Origin of the sequence: Arthrobacter sp. NPDC056727 (genome assembly GCF_042790555.1) — a bacterium.
Classification (GTDB): Bacteria; Actinomycetota; Actinomycetes; order Actinomycetales; family Micrococcaceae; genus Arthrobacter.
On record NZ_JBHTZA010000006.1, the window covers coordinates 135,867 to 154,358 of the forward strand.

Consider the following 18,492-nt stretch of genomic DNA (forward strand, 5'->3'; position numbering starts at 1 on the left):
GTTAGCTGTGGCCAAGCAGTTTGCGCAGCGTCTCGGCTTCACTTTCCGTCACCGAACCGATGAACCGGGCCAGCACGGCCTCGCGGTCCGGAGCGGATCCCAGCACTTCGTGCATGAGTTCGGCGGTGTGGTCCTCGCGGCTGGATACAGCCTGGTAGCGGTGCGGCCGCATGCCGCGTTCGCGTTCCACGAGCCCCTTCTTTTCGAGGCGCGAAAGGACCGTCAGGACGGTGGTCACTGCCAGGTCCTTGCCCTCGTGCCCTGCTGCTCCGCCCTGCGCCGCCGTGCTCTGCGCGAGCATGTCCCGCAGCGTGTTGGCCGTGGCTGCTTCGTGGCCAGCCCAGAGCAGGTCCATGACCGCCCGTTCCAGTTCCCCAAGACTTGCCATCTGTACATCCTTCTGACAACGCACTGCCCATGGCCGGCTGACCGGCCCGTGCTGTGATTCCAATACTGCAACTTCAAATCTATCGCGTTTGGCGCCGCGTTTCTACATGAGGTAGAACGTACGGCGCGTCGCGGATGATTGCGTTCGTCCCGAGGGCGTGCAACCGTGTTTACAGTGTTCGAGCTGTGTTCTACACTCTGTAGAAGTTGAAGTTCTACGTTGTGTAGAAAACAGCGCTGGAGAGCTAGACCCAACCGTAAGTAGGGACCGCCTTGGACGCCTTGGAAATCGCACGCTGGCAATTTGGAATCACCACCGTCTACCACTTCATGATGGTCCCGCTGACCATCGGCCTCGGCCTGGTGGTCGCGGTGATGCAGACCGTCTGGTACCGGACCGCGAATCCTGCCTACCTCCGGATGACCAAGTTCTGGGGAAAGCTCTTCCTCATCAACTTCATCATGGGCGTGGCCACGGGCATCGTGCAGGAATTCCAGTTCGGCATGGCCTGGAGTGAATACAGCCGCTTCGTGGGAGACGTCTTCGGCGCCCCGCTTGCCCTCGAGGCGCTTCTGGCCTTCTTTGTCGAGTCAACCTTCCTGGGCCTGTGGATCTTCGGCTGGAAGCAGTTGAAGAAGGGCGTCCACCTCGCGTGCCTCTGGATCGCGGTGGTCGGCTCCTTCTTCTCCGCCTACTTCATCATTGTGGCCAACAGCTGGATGCAGCACCCCGTCGGCGTCAAAATGATCGACGGCCGGCCGGTCATGACCGATGCCTGGGCCGTCTTCACCAACAACACCGCCCTGGTGGCCGTGCCGCACACCCTGTTCGGCGCGCTGGCCGTGGCCGGCGGATTCCTGCTGGGCATCGCCTGGTACCACCTCTGGCGCCGTCGCCGTGACGGCATCGACACGATCGGTGCCGACGGCAAGGTCATCGCCGGCTCTGCCGACATCCCGGGCCGCGACCGTGCCGACCACTCCGTCTGGCTTAAATCGCTGCGGATCGGCGCCGTCGTCGCGATGATCTCCTTTGCCGGAACGGCCCTCACCGGTGACCTGCAGGGCAAGCTGATGTTCCAGCAGCAGCCCATGAAGATGGCCGCCGCAGAGGCAGCCTGCCACGACGGAACGGGCTTCTCCGTCCTGAGCGTGGGCAACGTCGGCTCCCGCAACTGCGACGACATCAAGGCAGTAATCGAGATCCCGGGCATTCTTTCGTACCTCGCCAAGGGCGACTTCACCACCGAGGTGAAGGGGGTCAACAGCCTCATCGAGCAGTACAAGGCTGACTACGGAACGCACGTGCCGGACAACCCCATCTACGGTGACCGCGCCGGCCAGGAGATCCAGTACGTTCCCGTCATGGAGGTCACCTACTGGGGTTTCCGCGCCATGATCGGGTTCGGCGGCCTGGCGGCCCTCGCTGCCCTGGTGGCGCTCTGGCTGACCCGCAAAGGGACAGTGCCCGAGTCGCGCTGGCTGATGCGGCTGGCCGTGTTCGGCATCCTGGCCCCGTTCGGTGCCAACGCCGCCGGCTGGATCTTCACGGAAATGGGACGGCAGCCGTTTGTCGTGGCTCCCAACCCGGACCTCAACGGCATCGACCCGGTCTTCATGTTCACGGCCGCAGCCGTTTCGCCGGGGGTATCCGCTGGTGAGATCCTGACCTCCCTCATCGTCCTCACCCTGATCTACGCAGTGCTGCTGGTGGTGGAAGTAAAGCTGCTTGTGAAGTATGTCCGGGGCGGCGTCGTCTCGGCCATGCCCGAACTGGTCCAATTTCCGGCGGACGAGAACGAGGACGCCACACCACGCGATGGCGGACCGGGCAAACCCGGAACGTCCGACGACGTCCTGGCCTTCGCCTACTAAGACCCGCGCCTACTCAGACCCGAGGATACAAAGCATGGAACTGCTGCCAACCATCTGGTTCATTGCCATCGCGGTCCTGTGGACCGGCTACCTCTTCCTGGAGGGGTTCGACCTGGGCGTCGGGATGCTGATGAAGATCTTCGCCCGCAACAACACCGAACGCCGGGTGCTCCTGAACACCATCGGCCCGGTCTGGGACGGAAACGAAGTCTGGCTCCTGACCGCTGGCGGCGCCACGTTCGCGGCCTTCCCGTTCTGGTACGCCTCGCTGTTCTCCGCCCTGTACCTGCCCCTGCTCCTGGTCCTCGTCGCGCTGATCTTCCGGGCCGTCGCTTTCGAGTACCGCGGCAAGGTGGACACCGACCGCTGGCGGAACACCTGGGACTGGGCGATCGCCGTCGGATCCTTTGTTGCGGCGTTCGGCGTGGGTGCCGCGCTGGGGCTGACCACCACCGGACTGCCGCTGGACGCCAACGGCGACCGCGACGGCGGCCCGTGGGCCTGGTTCAGCTGGTACGCCGTGCTGGGCGGCCTGGCGGTGGCTGCTTTCGCCCTGCTGCACGCCCTGGCTTTCCTGGCTCTGAAGACCGACGGCGAGGTCCGGCACCGCGCGCGGCAATGGTTTGTGCGGCTGCTACCCGTCCTGCTCCTGCCGATGGCGGGCTGGGCCATCGGGGTGCAGGTGCTCAGCGGTGAGGCCTGGACGCTGGTTGTCCTGGCGGTTGCCGTGGTCGCGGCGGCCGTGGCCTGGGCCCAGGCCCGGAAGGGCAACGAAGGCCGGGCCTTCCTGGCGACCGGTGTGTTCCTGCTGTGCGGGTCCGCCTCCATCTTCGGCGCCGTGTTCCCGGTGGTCCTGCCATCCACCATCGACCCCGCCTACAACCTCACCATCGCCAATGCTTCGTCCTCCGACTACACCCTCGGGCTGATGAGCATCGTCGCGTGCGTCGGACTGCCGCTGGTGATCGCCTACCAGGCCTGGACGTACTGGGTGTTCCGCCGCCGCGTCAGCGCCGCCCACATCCCGGAGGCGCACAGCTTCCTGCCCGCGGTCGCAGCCAAAGCCCTCATCAGGAAAGACTGACCCGCAGTGAAACCGCAGTTCCCGTCCGGCCCCTCCACCCGCCGCGCCCTCTACGGCCTTGGGCTGCTGGCTGCGCTGAAGGCCCTGTCCCTGGTGCTCATGGGGCAGGCCGTCGCGTCCGCGCTCGCCGGCCTCATGACGCAGGACGCCGCGTGGTCCGGCCAGCTCGCCTGGGGAGCGGCCGGGGTGGTGCTGCGGTCCGTCACGGTCTGGGCGCAGGGTGTCGCCGCCCGGCGCGCAGCCCTCGGCGTCAAGGAGGAGTTGCGCGCGCAACTGCTGGAGTCGGCACTGCGCAACGGCGTCCGTACTGCAGGACCTTCCGACGGCGGCCTGGCGGTGCTTGCGACGCGCGGCCTGGATGCCCTGGACAGCTACTACACGCAGTACCTCCCGGCGCTGGTGAACTGTGCGGTGATCCCGTTGCTGCTCGGCGCCCGGATCCTCTTCGCAGACTGGGTCAGTGCCGTGGTGATCGTGCTGACGGTGCCCCTGGTGCCCGTGTTCATGGTGCTGATCGGCCGCTACACCGAGGACAGGGTGCGGGACGCCCAGGCCGCCCTCTCCCGGCTGTCCGGGCACATGCTGGAACTGGCCAAGGGACTGCCGGTGCTGGTGGGACTCGGCCGCGCCGCCGCCCAGCGCCGCGCCCTGGAGGACATTTCCGAGGACTACCGGTCACGGACCATGGGAACACTGCGGACGGCGTTCCTCTCGGCGCTCGCCCTGGAACTGATCGCCACCATCTCAGTTGCGGTGGTGGCGGTGTTCATCGGTGTACGGCTCGTCCACGGCGACATGGCGCTGGAAGCGGGGCTGCTGGCGCTCATTCTCGCCCCCGACTGCTACCTTCCGCTCCGTGAGCTGGGAACCGCACACCACGCGAGCGACGACGGCCGGGCCGCCCTTGCCGAAGCAACGGCGGTTCTGGACGCACCCGAGCCCAGGCGGCTTGTGCCGGCGCCCCGATCCGCGGACGGGCCGGCCGCTGCAGCGGCCGGCGGTGCGGGACCGGCGGGCGTTACAGTCCGGGAGCTCACGGTCAGCTATCCGGGAAGGGAGGGTCCCGCCGTCGGACCCCTCAGTTTTTCAGCGCCGGCGGGACTGGTCACGGCGCTGGACGGTCCCAGCGGGGCAGGCAAGAGCACGGTGCTGGGCGTACTGGCCGGGACTATCGGAAGCGGCGGCGGCACCCTTCTGTCCGGTACCGCAGTGTCCGGTACCGAAGTGTCCGGAACCTCAGTGTCCGGTACCTCAGTGTCCGGTACCTCAGTGTCCGGCACCGCTGTGTCCGGAACGGTTGTGTCCGGAGCTATCGAGGGATTCGCGGCGGACGATCTGGCCTGGGTGCCGCAGCATCCGGTAATGGTGGCGGACACCGTGCGCGGGGAGGTGCTGCTCTACCTGACGGCCCGCACCGCAACAGCAAACCTCGAGGACGACGGCGGGGGAGTGCTGCGCTGCCTGGCGGCAGCAGGCGCGGACCACCTGGCGGACAAACACCCGGCCGAGCTGAGCCCGGGCGAACTGCGCCGCGTGGCCGTTGCCCGCGGCCTGGCCCGCATCGAGGCGGGCGCCACCGTGCTGCTGCTCGACGAGCCCACCGCCCACCTTGACCGGGAATCGGCCAACCGTGTCCACGGTGCGATTCGCGCCCTGCGCGGCCGTGCGACCGTCATCCTGGTGGCACACGACCGGCAGACGAGGGAACTCGCAGACCAGATTGTGCCGGTTTCCGGCGGAGTTGCAGCTGCGAGTGAAATGCGCGGTCACGCTTCGGCCGTTTCCAACGCTTCGGCCGAGGATGGCGCGCAGTATCTGCCGGAAGGCGGGAGCGTCCCCCCGGCGGCGGCCGGCACCGCCGCGGCCAGCCTCCCGGCCGCAGAGGCCGGCCACGGTACCGGCCACACCACCGGGATGCTCGCCCGGCTGCTTGCGCCGGTCCGGGGACGGTTTGCTGCTTCGGGGATCGTCGGGGCACTGGCCGCCCTGTTCGCCGTCGCGCTGTCCGGACTCTCCGGATGGCTGATCCTGCGGGCCAGCGAGCAGCCGCCCATCATGTACCTCCTGACCGCCATCGTGGGTGTCCGCTTCTTCGGCATCGGCCGGGCCGTGCTGCGCTACTGCGAGCGGCTCCTCCTCCACGAAGCCGTGTTTGCCTCGCTGACGAAGCTGCGCGGCAGCCTCTGGGCGTCCCTCAGCCAGCGGGCACTGTCCCTGCGCCGGCTGCTCCAGGGCGGCAACGTGCTCGGCACCGTCATCGAGGACGTCGACACCGTCCGGGACCTGCTCCCGCGGGTTGTCCTGCCGCCGGTCACCGCCGCAGCGGTGGCGGCAGTTGCTGCGGGCACGGTGGGCTGGCTGCTTCCTGCGGCCCTGCCGGCAGTTCTCGCCGCAGCCCTGGTGAGCCTCGTGGCCGCGCCCGCGGCGGCACTGCTCGCCGACCGGATGTCGGTGAAGGCCGAGCAGCGGCTGCGCTCCGGAGTCCTCCGGCGGGCGGCAGCTGCCCTGGACGCCAGGGCGGAACTGCACGCCAACGGTGCCAAGCAGCCGGTTCTGGACGGCATCCGTGCGCTGGACCGGGCCGCCACGGGCGCGGCACGGCGTTCGGCGTGGGCGGAAGGCCTCGGCCAGGCGCTCACTGTGGCCGCCTGCGGCGCGGCCGCCCTCTTCAGCGCGGTGCTGGCGGCCCCGCAGGTATTCGCCGGCTCCCTGCCGGCGACCACCGTCGGCGTCGTGGTCCTTCTGCAGCTTGCGCTCGCCGAACCCTTTGGAAGCATGACGACGGCGGTCCGGCAGTTCCCGGCGCTGCGCGCGGTCCTGCGCCGCATCGGTGAGTCCGGGGTGCTCGACTCTTCCGGCGTATCCGGGACGTCCGGCATAGCCGGCGCGGCTGGCCGGGCCGGTGGCACCGGCATGGCGACCGCCGGACCTGCCGCGCCGCGGCCCCGGAAGCTCAGCCGGCCAGGAGTGGAACTGGACTGGCTGTCGGCCGCGTGGCCCGGCGGCGGGACGGTCTTCGGCGGACTTTCCGCCGTGGCTGAACCCGGCTGCTGGCTGGCGGTGACCGGGCCCTCCGGTGCCGGCAAATCAACTCTGCTGGCAGTCATTCTCGGCTTTCTTCCTGCCAAGGAAGGCAGCATCAGAGTGACCGGCCGTGCGGCCTGGTGCCCACAGGAGGCCCACCTCTTCGACTCCACTGTCCGCGGCAACCTGCTGCTTGGCAGCCCGCAGCAGGAGCCGGGTTCGGCGTCCGCGCAGGAGGCCGAGCAGGAGATGCGCGACGCCCTGGAAGCCGTAGGCCTCGCGCCGCTCGTGGCCCGGCTGAAGGATGGCCTGGACACGCGCATCGGGCCGGGCGGCGCCTTCCTCAGCGGCGGCGAGCGGCAGAGGCTGGCAGTGGCCCGGACACTCATGACGCGTGCCGACGTGATCCTCCTGGATGAGCCGACGGCGCACCTCGACGCCGAATCCGGCCGCGCGCTGATGGCCGACCTGCGTGCAGGTCTTACGTCGCGCACCGTGGTGCTGGTGACCCATAACCCTGCGGACATCAGCCCGGAGGATGCGCTTCTGGAGATCTGGCCGGACCGGTTGAATCCCGCTGCCGATGCGCTGGCATCAGGCCGGGCCGTGTGATTGGTCCTCGGGCTTACTCCACCACAGCTCTCTTCCGGCGGCTACTGGCCACTTGGCTATTGACCACTCCGCTGTGGACTGCCGACGTGGCCCCGGTTCTTGCCCCAGCGTACGGCTTCCTGCCGTTGTTCCCGACGGCTAGCCTGTTCCCATGACGCACAACCATGCGCAGGCCGCCCCGGCGGTCGGCTTCCCTGACCTGCAGTGGCGGCCCGTCTCGGAACGGGATCTCGACTCCTGGGCTGCGCTGATCGCCCGGACCGCCGCCGCCGAGCAGCCCGTCTGGTTCGAGCGGCGGGCGGACCTGGAACAGATCATTGAATCCAAGAACAACCCGGTCGGGCAAAACGCCATTCTGGGCTTCGACCCTGAAGGTGTTCCCCGGGCCTACGCCCGCCTCACCAAAAACCACGACGGGGCCAAGGCCCACGGATTCTGTGCCGTGGACCCGCAGTGGCAGCGCCGCGGCGTCGGCGCGGCCCTGCTGCAGTGGCTGGAGGCCCGGACCAGGCAGCGCTTCGCCGAAGACGCAAGTTCTGGAGATGCCGGTGCTGATGATTCCGGTTCCGGGCAGGGCGGCGCTGCGGAAAACGAAAATCCGGCGCCGCCGCGCCTGCGGATTTTCATCGAACAGAAGCAGCAGCACCAATGCGCGCTCCTGGAGGAGTCCGGGTATGAGGTGGTCCGCTACTACAACGAGATGCACCGCCCGCTGTCGGCTCCGCTGCCCGATGTGGCCTTGGCCAACGGGTTCGAGCTGGTCACCATGGAGCCGGCATTGAACGAGGCCGTCCGGCTGGCGCACAACCAGACATTCGCGGACCACTGGGGCAGCGAGCCACGGGACGAGGAAGCATGGGGCTTCGTGGTCAACGACCCCCTGGCCCGGCCCGACCTCAGCGCCGTCGTGCTGGAGAGCAGCACGGCTGAGGTCGCCGGCTACCAGTTCGCCAGCTACGATCCGGACAACACAGTGACCCGCGGCCTCAGCGAAGGCTACACGGACCTGCTCGGCGTCCGGAAGGAGTTCCGCGGGCGCGGCATCGCCCAGGCACTACTGGCCGATGCCATGCGGCGCTTTGCGGCGGCGGGCCTGGACAAGGCATCTCTGGACGTGGACTCCGAGAACCCCAGCGGGGCCATGGCGCTGTACCGCAAGATGGGCTACATCCCGGTCAACACGAGCCTTGCCTGGGACAAGGTCCTGTAGCCCCGGCAGCTCTGCCAGAACGGCGGGTCAGCCGTCCACGTCCGCCAGGTGATGGACGACGTCGTGCAGGAAATACTGCGCGAGCGTCAGGACCGTGAACTCCGAACCGTTGCTGCGCAGCCCAGTCCGGTCCCACTGTGATTCCCGCACCCTGGCGAACGAGGCCGCCGCCTGCTCTCCCTCGGCGGTGAGCTCGGCGCCCACCACCGCAGGGTCTGCATGGGCGTAGTCGCTGTCCAGCGCTGTCTGGTCCTGGTCCCAGTTCTCAAACCGGGCATCGTCCACGGTGAGCATCAGGTTGAGGCGGCGGTCGAAGAGGCTGAACACATCACGGACATGGCAGGCGTACTCCAGCGCGGACCAGGTGCTCGCGTCCGGCCGCTCGGAGGCGTCCGGCCTCCGGAGCACGGCCCGCCAGCGCGGCAGCATGCTTTCGACGCTGCCGGGAACCGTTGCCGGCGTGACGGTGGACGCGTCAAAGCCGCACTGGGTGCAGGGGCGGGACAGGACCCAGGTCCAGTCCTTCTCATCCGGGACGATAGGCATGGCAGTAGTCTAGGCCGGTTCCGGCCAGGCCATGCTCGGGCCGATCACATCCACCGCCTGCGAGAGCGGAATGCCTGAACCGTCGCGCCGGCCGTGTTCCTGGGGCAGCGAGCGGGCCACCCCTGCCGACGACGATGCCTTTGCCGGGCCGTGGCCGGCCCACGCCAGCAGCAGCGTGTCCTCGCCCTTCAGGAACCGGTGTGCCCGGACCCCGGCGGTGGCGCGCCCCTTGGCCGGGTATTCGGCAAAGGCCGTCACCTTGGCGGCCCCGGGGGCGGTGCCGGGCAGGGCACCTTCCGTTCCGGAAATGGTAACGACGACGGCGGCCTCGTCGCCGGGGGCGACCGCACCGAAGAACACCACCTGGTCGCCGGCGGCGAGCTTGACGCCGGCCATGCCGCCGGCCGTCCTGCCCTGCGGGCGGACAGTGCCGGCCGTGAACCGCAGCAGCTGGGCCTGCCGCGTCAGGAAGACGAGGTCGGCGTCGTCAGATCCCGCCGGCGCCACGCCAACCACGCTGTCCTTCTCCTTGAGCGTGATCACTTCCCAGTCCTCGCGGTTCAGGGGATAGTCCGGCTGGACGCGCTTTACGACTCCCTGCGCGGTGCCGAGCGCCAGCACCTCGTCGAGCGGAGCGAACGCCACCAGGGACTCACCCTTCAGGAGGGTGATGAAGTCCTTGGCGGGAACGCCGCCGGCGAGGTTCGGCAGGCCGGAGACCGGCGGCAGGACGGGCATGTCCATCACCTGGATCCGCAGCATGCGCCCCTGGGAGGTGATTGCCGCGATCTCGCCGCGGGCCGACGTCTTGACCACTGAACGGAACACATCGTGCTTGGAGCGCGGCCCGGTCTCGGCCAGGCTGTCCCGGTTGGAAGTCCGGGCGATCTGGCCCGAAGCCGTGAGGATCGCCCAGCAGGGATCATCCGCGATCTCGAGGGCGAGGGGAGCGGGTTTGCCCTTGACTGCCTTGCCCTGGTCCGCGCCGGCGCTGGCCACGGTGGGGGCCACGGCCTCGGATTCCAGCAGTACCGTCCGCCGCGGAGTTCCGTACTTCTCCGCGATCTCGCCGAGTTCACCGGACACCAGGTCCCGCAGCAGCTGATCGGATTCGAGGATGGCCTCCAGTTCGGCGATCTCCTTGCGGAGCTCGTCCTGTTCCTTCTCCAGCTCGATCCTGCTGTACTTGGTCAGCTGGCGGAGCCGGAGCTCGAGGATGTAGTTCGCCTGGATCTCGGAGAGGTCGTAGATGGACATCAGCCGTTCCCGCGCCGCGGAGGCCTCGTCCGAGGACCTGATGATCTGGATGACCTCGTCGATGTCCACGATGGCGATGAGCAGGCCCTGCACCAGGTGAAGGCGGTCCTTCTTCTTGCCCAGCCGGAACACCGTCCGGCGCCGGACCACCGAGATGCGGTGGTCCACGTAGACGGTGAGCAGCTGCAGCAGGCCCAGCGTCTGCGGCTGCCCGTCCACCAGGGTGACGTTGTTGATGCCGAAGGAATCCTCCATCGGCGAGTAGCGGTACAGCTGCTGGAGAACGGCGTTGGGGTTGAAGCCGTTCTTCAGCTCGATGACCAGCCGCAGGCCGTGCTTGCGGTCGGTCAGGTCCACGACGTCGCTGATGCCAGCCAGTTTCTTGCTGTTGACCGCGTCCTTGATCTTCTCGATCACCTTTTCCGGGCCCACCATGTAGGGCAGTTCGGTGACCACGAGGCCCGTCCGGCGGGCGGAGAGCTGCTCCACCTCCACCTTGGCGCGGGTCTTGAAGGAACCGCGGCCGGTGGCATAGGCGTCGCGGATGCCGTCCAGGCCCACGATGCGGCCGCCGGTGGGAAGATCGGGCCCGGGGACGAAGCGCATGATGTCCTCGAGCGTCGCGTCCGGATTGGCGATGAGGTGCCGGGCGGCGGAGATGACCTCGACAAGGTTGTGCGGGGCCATGTTGGTGGCCATGCCCACGGCGATGCCGGTGGTGCCGTTGACCAGCAGGTTGGGGAACGCAGCGGGCAGGACCTCGGGCTGGGTGAGCTGGTTGTCGTAGTTCGGGACGAAGTCCACCACGTTCTCGTCGAGGTGGTCCGTCATGGTCAGTGCCGCCGCCGCCAGGCGGGCCTCGGTGTACCGCGGTGCTGCGGGACCGTCGTCGAGCGAGCCGAAGTTTCCGTGGCCGTCGATCAGGGGAAGCCGGAGCGAGAAGTCCTGGGCCATGCGCACCATGGCGTCGTAGATGGCGGTGTCGCCGTGCGGGTGGAGCTTGCCCATGACCTCGCCCACCACGCGCGCGCTCTTGACGTGGCCGCGGTCCGGACGGAGGCCCATGTCGCTCATCATGTAGAGGATGCGCCGCTGGACGGGCTTCAGGCCGTCCCGGGCGTCGGGCAGGGCCCGGGAGTAAATGACTGAGTACGCGTACTCCAGGAAGGAGCCTTCCATCTCGGAAGTCACATCGATGTCAACGATGTTTTCGGTATAGTCCTGGACTGTTTCCCCTGCGGGGGTGCGGGTTTGGCGGCGTGCCATGGGGCTGGTGGATCCTTTTTGGGGTGCACTTCGGGAGGTTTAGCTAGGCTAAGCCTATGGTGGATCAGCCCGGGGACGGCGAATATCCGGAATATTGGGAGGCCGATGTCGTCCTGCGGGACGGCGGCACTGCGCATTTGCGCCCCATCCACCCCACCGACGCGGACGCCGTCCAGACCTTCCACACCCGGCAATCGCAGAACTCCATCTACATGCGGTTCTTCGCCTTCAAGGAGCGGCTCTCCAGCCGCGAACTCAAGCGCTTCACCGAAGTGGACTACCGGGACCGGGTGGCCTTCGTCATCACCATCGGCGGGGACATCATCGGCATCGGCCGGTACGACCGGCTGGACGACCCTGCAGAGGCCGAGGTGGCCTTCAACATCGCCGACGCGCACCAGGGCCGCGGCATCGGTTCGATCCTCCTGGAGCACCTCGCGGCCGCGGCCCGCGAAAACGGGATCCGCCGGTTCAGCGCCGAGGTCCTGCCCGAAAACCGCAAGATGCTCATGGTCTTCTCCGACGCCGGCTACGACGTCAAGCGCCATTTCGACGACGGCGTGGTGAGCCTGGAGTTCAACATCGATCCCACGGACAAATCGCGTGCGGTGATGGAAGCCCGGGAACACCGCGCGGAGGCGAGGAGCGTCCAGGACCTCCTGGCGCCGTCGTCGGTGGCGGTAATCGGTGCCAGCAGGCGCTGGGGGACCGTGGGGTACCAGCTCCTGGAGCACATTATCGAAGGCGGCTTCACCGGACCGGTGTACGCCATCAACCCCGAGGCCTTTGAGCTGGCCGGCATGCTGTCCTTCGGCAACCTCTCCGAGGTTCCCGGCCCGGTGCAGCTGGCCATCGTGGCGGTGCCCTATGAGGAAGTTCCCAAGGTCGTTGACGAGTGCGCTGCCGCCGGGGTGAAGGGGGTCCTGGTGGCCTCCGCGGGGTTCACCGAGGACGGGGAACGGGGCCTGGCCCGGCAGCGGGAGCTCGTGCGGCAGGCGCGGGCCAACGGGATGCGGGTCATCGGCCCGGCCTCGCTTGGGATCGTGAACACCAACCCCGCGGTTTCCCTGAACGCCTCCATGGCGCCCAGCCTGGCCCGCGGCGGCGGCCTGGGGCTGTTCAGCCAGTCCGCGGCCATCGGGGTGGCGCTCTACGCAGCGTCCAGCCGGCGCCGCGCCGGCATCTCCACCTTCCTGTCGGCCGGAAACCGGGCCGACGTCTCCGGCAACGACATGATGCAGTTCTGGGAGGACGACGCCGACACCACTGCCGTCGGCCTGTATCTGGAGTCGATCGGCAACCCGAGGAAGTTCTCCCGCCTGGCCCGGCGGCTGGCCCGGACCAAGCCGGTGATCGTGGCCAAGTCCGCCTCCATGGGGCTGCAGCTGCCGCCTGGCCATGCCGTGCGCACCACGCAGGCTCCGGCCGACGCCGTGGACTCGATGATGCGCCAGTCCGGCGTGATCCGCGTGGAGACCATCGAACAGCTCATGGACGTGGCGCAGATCGTGTCCGCCCAGCCTCTTCCCAAAGGCGCCGGGGTGGCGGTCATCAGCAACTCCGGTGCGTTGGGCAAAGTGGTGGCGGACAGCGCCGTCTCCCACGGCCTCGGCGTAGAGGCGCTCGCGGTTGACCTGGACCTGGACGCCGGCATGTCCCGTGCCCTGCCGGCCCTGCGGGAACGGCTCCGGGAAGTCCTGGCCCGGGACACAGTCCACGCGGCCGTGGTCGCCTTCCTTCCGGCCCGCGGACTGACCGTGGAGAAGATTGCCGGGGCGCTAGCGGAATCGTCCGCCGAGGCCGGAAAGCCCGTGGTGGCGGCCTTCACCGGCATCCTCGATCCGTCGGTGTATGTGGAGGGCATGGTGGGGGAGGACTCCGGCGTCCCGCCGGTGCCGTGCTATTCCAATCCCGGGGCGGCGGTGGCCGCACTGTCTGCCGTGGTCCGGTACGCCGAATGGGCTGAACGCGACCAGGGCCTCTTCGTGGATCCCGACGGATGCGATCCTGACGCCGCGCACGCCGACCTCGAGAACCTGCTGGCCGATGTCCGCGGTGAGCAGCTCAAGAAACTCAACCCCCACGGCGCCGCCCGGCTGCTGGCGCATTACGGGATCAGGGTCATGCCCTCGGAAGGCTTCGACACCGAGGATGAAGCCGTGGAGGCGGCCGGCAGGCTGGGCTGGCCGGTGGCACTGAAGACCACCGACCCTACGCTGCGCCACCGGCTGGACCTGGGCGGAGTGCGGCTGGATATCCAGGACGCGGACTCCCTCCGGCTGAACATCCTGCAGATGCGCCGCGCGCTGGAGCCCTACGGCCCAGCGTCGCTGGAGGTCCAGACCATGGTTCCCGTGGGCCAGGCCTGCACCCTGCGCGCCATCGAGGACCCGCTGCTGGGGCCGGTGGTCTCCTTTGGGCTGGCCGGCGACGCCGTCAACCTCCTGGACGACTGGGCGCACCGGGCTCCGCCGCTCTCCGGCGCCGACCTCCGCGACCTCATCCGCAGCCCGCGCGCGTCCCGGAAGCTGTTCGGCTACCAGGGCCTGCCCGCCGTCGACGTTTCCGCCCTCGAGGACGTGGCCGCGCGGCTGGCCCGGCTCAAGGACGCGCATCCGGAGATCGCGCTCGTCGAGTTCAATCCGGTCCTGGCCACGCCGCAGGGGGCCTTCATCCTGGCCGCCGACGTCCGGATCGGCAACGCGGCCCAGCGCACCGACAGCGCGCGCCGGGCGATGCGGAGCTAGCCTCCTGGTTAGCATGTGCCACAGCGATCTGTGAAAATGGGAAAATGAGCTCCCAGCCTCCCACCTCGAAGCCTCAAGCGCCCGACCACAGCCCGCAGGCTTTCCAGCACAGCTCACACAATCACAGCGTCCAGGGCCAGAGCCTCGAAGGCGCCCTGCAGCAGGCCGGCTTTTACCCGCTGCTGGTGGCCGACGTGGTGGATGACGCACTGGACGGCCGGGACTGCCTGGCACACCTGGTCCACCTCGAAACGCATTTCGACCGGGCCGAGGTCCGCCGGCACATCACCGTCCTGGTCCTCACCGAGGACATGCTGGTGATCACCCACGTGGACGACCAGCAGCTCGACGAGGCGGGCGAACAGATCGTGGCGCAGATTTCCACGGAATCCGTCCCGGTGGCCCAGATCCGTTCGGTGGTCCTGAGCTACATGTACGCCCAGCCGCAGAACTACAAGCCTTCGGACCCGGTCCGTGAAGTTACGCTGTCCATCGCCTGGTCCGGCGGCCAGCGCCTGGACATGGGTCCGGCGAGCTGCGGCGATCCGCAGTGCGAGGCCGACCACGGCTACAGCGGCACCATCGCCCAGGAGGACATCGTCCTGCGGATCAGCGCCGAGGCGGACGGCCTGCAGGCGGTCCAGGATGCCAAGCTTTTTGCCCGTGCCCTGCGCGCGGTGAATACCGGGTCCCCCACTCCGGTGCGGCACGCGTCGTCGGCCACCCACCCCCGTCCCCGCATGGGCGTTTTTGCCAGCCGGCTCAGCCGGGGGCACAAGCGCTGAAATGCGGGACAAGGACAACCATTCTTCAGGCCCCGCAACGCGAACCACGGACGCCGGCCCTGCCGTAGGCGGCCTGCCGGCCGCCCCGGCCTACGGCCGCCGCTCCGTGGCCGAAGTGCTGGGAAGCGCCGCGGCGAGCCTCGGGGTACCGGGCTTCGAGAACGCGCTGGACCTCCCGCAGGCCAAGCGCGTGTGCGTGGTCCTGGCTGACGGGCTGGGACGCGGCCTGCTCAAGCAGAAGACCGCCCACACCCCCTTCCTCCGCGGCATTATTCAGCAGGGCCAGGGCGCTGTGCCCGTGTGGCTGGATGCAGCGTTCCCGTCGACCACAGCAGCCTCCCTCGCCAGCCTGGGCACGGGGCTCGCTCCCGGCCAGCACGGACTGGTGGGGTACGACGTCCTTGATCCGGCGCAGGACAAGGTGGTCAACATGCTGGGCAACTGGGATGCCGGCGTGGACCCGCAGCTGTGGCAGCCGTTCCCCACCGTTTTTGAACGTGCCTCCGAACACGTGGCGGTCACCACCGTCAGCCTGCCGCAGTTCGGCGGTTCGCCCATGACCCAGGCGGCACTGCGGGGCGGGGCGTTCGTCTCCGGCACCACCTCCCATGCCCGCACGGCGGCGGCAGCCGAGGTGATGGCTGACTCGGGGTCCGCCCTGATGTACTTCTACGTGAACGACCTCGACAAGGCCGGCCACCGCTACGGCGCGCAGTCCCCGCAGTGGGAACACCAGCTCGAGGAGCTGGACGCCACGGTCAAGCGCCTTGATGCAAGCCTTCCTGCCGGAACCACGGTGCTGGTCACTGCCGACCACGGGATGCTGGACGTCCCGGAGCCGCAGCGCCTGGACTACGCCGCGGACCCCGCCCTCGTGGACGGCGTCCGGCACACGGCCGGCGAACCGCGCATGGTGCACCTCTACCTGGAGGACGACGCCGGCGATGCCGCACGGGAACGTCTCCTGGCGGCCTGGCGCGCCCGGTTCGGCGAAAGGATCTGGGCGTTCACCCGGGAGGAGGCAGTGGCTGCCGGACTCTTCGGAGAGGTCCGGGCCGAGGTCGCGGGACGCGTGGGTGACGTGATGGTGGCTGCCCGGGACGCGCTGGCGTTCTACGACACGCGCCGGGTACGGCCGACGGCGATGGAAGTCGTGGGCCAGCACGGCTCCCTGACCAAGGCCGAGCGCGAAGTTCCGCTGCTCAGTTTCCAGGCTTCCGGCAAAACAGCTTCCGGCAAAACAGCCTCAGGCAAGGTGGCCGGGCGCCGGGGATCCCGTGGCTGAGCTCGTCTTTTTCTCCGGAACCATGGACTCGGGCAAGTCCACCCTGGCCCTGCAAATGGACTACAACCACCGGGCCCGCGGCCGCGGCGGGGTGCGGTTCAGCCGCAATGACCGCGCCGGCGATTCCCGGATCTCCAGCCGCCTGGGGCTGCAGGCCGAGGCGGTGGAAGTCACGGATGCCACGGACTTCTGGGATGAAGTGGTGCTCCGGCGCACGCGGGGCATCCGCGTGGACTACCTCATCTGCGACGAGGCACAGTTCTATTCCGCTGCCCAGGTGGAGCAGCTGGCACGCGTGGTGGACGAGATCGAGGTGGATGTCTTTGCCTTTGGCATCACTGCGGACTTCCGGACCCGCCTTTTCCCCGGCTCGCAGCGCCTGATCGAACTCGCGGACCGGGTGCAGGTCCTGCAGGTTGAAGCGCTGTGCTGGTGTGGCCGGCGCGCCACGCATAACGCCAGGACGGTCGACGGCGTGATGGTCACCGAAGGTGCCCAGGTGGTGGTCGGTGACGTGGACATGGCCCTTGATCCTGCGGCAGGCGATCCGGACAGCGAGGCCGGCCATGTGCCGGTGGTGGGCTACGAAACGCTGTGCCGAAGGCACTTCATGCGACGGGTTACCGCCCACGGTGCCAGCATCATCGGCCAGCAGGACGAGCTGCTCCCGTTCGAGGTGGACGCCTGCCTGTGGCACGGGGCCCGCGGGACCACCGGTGCCAGCCAACCAACCAGCGCCGGCGAAAAAGTCAGCGCGGGCCGCGTGTCCGGGAGCTAGCCTCCGTCAGGCGGTGCTCAGTCGCCGCGGGTGCCGAAGACGATTTCGTCCCAGCTTGGAACACTCGAGCGCTTCGGCCGGGACGGCTGGCGTTCCGGTTCGTCGCGGTCCTGGTCGGCGCGGGACGCACCCTGGGCAGGCTGCGGCCGTGTTCCGTCCAGGCGCCGCCGGGAATTACCGCGGCCCAGGAGTTCGTCGAGCCCCGGGTTTGCAACCGCCGGACGGCCGGTGACCGGCCTGCCGGGTACCGGACCTGATGCCTGCGCCGCCGGTGAAGCGGGCTCCCCAGGCTTGGCCGGAGCGGGACTGTTCGGGTTGTTGGGGTTGCCCGGGACTATGGTGATCTCGCGTGTTTGGGTGCTGACGCCGTCGTGAAGCTTCAGCGACTCGTCGCTGTCCTCGTGCCGAGGCACCAGGTTGAGCCGGGAGACCATCGACGGCCGGCCGTCGCGGCGCCGGGCCAGCGTGAATTCGGCCGCCGGAGCGAGGTCGTCGGCGTCGTTCGCGGCGTCGCCGTCCTGCCCGGAGTCCGGCTCGTGCCCGGAACCGTCCTGGTCAGATCCGTCGTGCCCCGAACCGTCCTGTTCAGAACCGTTGTGTCCCGAACCGTTGTGCTCCGCATCATCGTGCACACTATCGTCCGACTCCACAGACGTTTCCGCCTGCCAGGGACCACCGGCCGGAGATTCGGCATCTGTCTCTGATGGTGCTTCGTCCGCCCGGGGGTGGGCAGCCGGGACGCCGTTGGCCAGCAGCAGCGCCAGGGCGTCGTCGCTGTCCTCATCCACGCCGAGCCGCTGGCCGCGGCGCGACCGCAGCATGTCCAGCAGGCCGTCCGGGTCCTTCTGCTGCTCTGCGTTGCCGCCTGCGCCCGCCCCAAAGCCGGTCCGGGCAGCGGCATCCGCGTCTGTTTCGAAGTCGAAAGGCCTGTCAGAGACCGCGGAGAGCCGGCGTGCGGGCACGGGGCCGTCCAGGGGTTCCAGCTCGCTGAGCTGCTGGGCCCAGCGGTTCGCGTTCTGGAGGGATTTCCGGGTGGGGTTGAAGGTCCACATGGCGGGAGGTTCCTCGCCGATGCTCGCGTGGCTGCCGGGGGCGGCTTCAAACTTGGCCACCACAGTCCAGGTACCGTCCGGCCGGCGCCATGAATCCCACTCCAGCGAGGAGGAGTGAATGCCGTGGGCGGTGAGCCGGTGGGCCACCATGTCGCCGAGGGTTGCGGGATTGTCGCCGAAGGCCGAACGGTAGATGTCGTGTCCGGGGGCCGGGGAAGCGACCTCCACCTTCTGGGCCTGCTGGGCGATGTAAGCGCGTTCGGCCAGGACGGGCCCTTCGTACCGCTCGACTTTTTCCTGCGGCATGCCACAGGCGGCGGCAACCTCGGCGGCCGTGGAACCGCTGCGGATTTTCGCCTGGATCTCGCGGGGGGACATCGCCACGGGGGCAACGGTGGACGGACGCGCGGCGGGCCGGCTGGCAGCCAGCCTGAGCGCCTCGTTGATGGGCAGCCGGAACATTGCGCCGGCGGTGCCGCTTAAGAGCAGGTGCTCCCCGTCGTCGTGGACGCCTACAAGCCGTAGATCCTGCATACAATCCTCCACCCTGGCATTACTATCATTCGAAACTCTGCCACCCCGCA

The 18,492-nt window shown here is 68.6% G+C and carries 12 protein-coding genes; 8 read left to right on the plus strand and 4 right to left on the minus strand.

What is annotated here, in order from left to right; all coding sequences use genetic code 11:
* Position 1: 1 nt before the first annotated feature.
* Positions 2–388 (minus strand): BlaI/MecI/CopY family transcriptional regulator, encoded by a 387-nt coding sequence (locus ACFRAH_RS08185; RefSeq protein ID WP_377990408.1) that lies wholly within the window; start codon positions 386–388, stop codon positions 2–4.
* Between the two features lie 272 nt (positions 389–660).
* On the opposite strand from ACFRAH_RS08185, the gene ACFRAH_RS08190 reads away from it, so the two are divergent.
* The 4 genes from ACFRAH_RS08190 to ACFRAH_RS08205 all read left to right on the plus strand — a co-directional run bounded on the left by ACFRAH_RS08190 (position 661) and on the right by ACFRAH_RS08205 (position 8,192).
* The gene (locus tag ACFRAH_RS08190) at positions 661–2,262 is read left to right on the plus strand and encodes a cytochrome ubiquinol oxidase subunit I (RefSeq protein ID WP_377990409.1); all 1,602 of its coding nucleotides are present in this window, start codon (positions 661–663) and stop codon (positions 2,260–2,262) included.
* Positions 2,263–2,296: 34 nt separating this feature from the next.
* Positions 2,297–3,346, plus strand: coding sequence for a cytochrome d ubiquinol oxidase subunit II (gene cydB, locus ACFRAH_RS08195; protein ID WP_377990410.1), 1,050 nt, complete (start codon positions 2,297–2,299; stop codon positions 3,344–3,346).
* A gap of 6 nt (positions 3,347–3,352) precedes the next feature.
* The gene (gene cydD, locus ACFRAH_RS08200; RefSeq protein WP_377990411.1) at positions 3,353–6,982 is read left to right on the plus strand and encodes a thiol reductant ABC exporter subunit CydD; all 3,630 of its coding nucleotides are present in this window, start codon (positions 3,353–3,355) and stop codon (positions 6,980–6,982) included.
* A 151-nt stretch (positions 6,983–7,133) separates the two neighbouring features.
* Positions 7,134–8,192 carry a GNAT family N-acetyltransferase gene (locus ACFRAH_RS08205; protein ID WP_377990412.1) on the plus strand — a complete coding sequence of 353 codons (1,059 nt, stop codon included), beginning with the start codon at positions 7,134–7,136 and terminating at the stop codon, positions 8,190–8,192.
* A 27-nt stretch (positions 8,193–8,219) separates the two neighbouring features.
* Here the strand turns inward: ACFRAH_RS08205 and ACFRAH_RS08210 are convergent, their stop codons facing one another.
* Positions 8,220–8,738, minus strand: coding sequence for a DinB family protein (locus tag ACFRAH_RS08210; protein WP_377990413.1), 519 nt, complete (start codon positions 8,736–8,738; stop codon positions 8,220–8,222).
* 9 nt (positions 8,739–8,747) lie between these two features.
* Positions 8,748–11,261, minus strand: a complete 2,514-nt coding sequence (locus ACFRAH_RS08215; RefSeq protein WP_377990414.1) for a DNA topoisomerase (ATP-hydrolyzing) subunit A — start codon at positions 11,259–11,261, stop codon at positions 8,748–8,750.
* A gap of 56 nt (positions 11,262–11,317) precedes the next feature.
* Here ACFRAH_RS08215 and ACFRAH_RS08220 point away from each other — a divergent pair, with 56 nt between their 5' ends.
* From ACFRAH_RS08220 to ACFRAH_RS08235, 4 genes are read left to right on the plus strand one after another with little or no spacing between them, the layout of a single operon-like run.
* On the plus strand, positions 11,318–14,008 hold the full coding sequence (locus ACFRAH_RS08220) for a GNAT family N-acetyltransferase (protein ID WP_377990415.1): 2,691 nt from the start codon (positions 11,318–11,320) through the stop codon (positions 14,006–14,008).
* A 44-nt stretch (positions 14,009–14,052) separates the two neighbouring features.
* Positions 14,053–14,793 carry a DUF5998 family protein gene (locus ACFRAH_RS08225; protein WP_377990416.1) on the plus strand — a complete coding sequence of 247 codons (741 nt, stop codon included), beginning with the start codon at positions 14,053–14,055 and terminating at the stop codon, positions 14,791–14,793.
* Between the two features lies 1 nt (position 14,794).
* Complete coding sequence (locus ACFRAH_RS08230) at positions 14,795–16,078, plus strand: alkaline phosphatase family protein (protein ID WP_377990417.1); 1,284 nt, start codon at positions 14,795–14,797, stop codon at positions 16,076–16,078.
* Positions 16,071–16,856, plus strand: coding sequence for a thymidine kinase (locus tag ACFRAH_RS08235; RefSeq protein ID WP_377990418.1), 786 nt, complete (start codon positions 16,071–16,073; stop codon positions 16,854–16,856). The genes ACFRAH_RS08230 and ACFRAH_RS08235 overlap by 8 nt, the downstream gene beginning before the upstream one ends.
* A gap of 17 nt (positions 16,857–16,873) precedes the next feature.
* On the opposite strand, the gene sepH is transcribed toward ACFRAH_RS08235, so the two are convergent.
* Positions 16,874–18,442, minus strand: coding sequence for a septation protein SepH (gene sepH / locus ACFRAH_RS08240; protein ID WP_377990419.1), 1,569 nt, complete (start codon positions 18,440–18,442; stop codon positions 16,874–16,876).
* Positions 18,443–18,492: the final 50 nt, after the last annotated feature.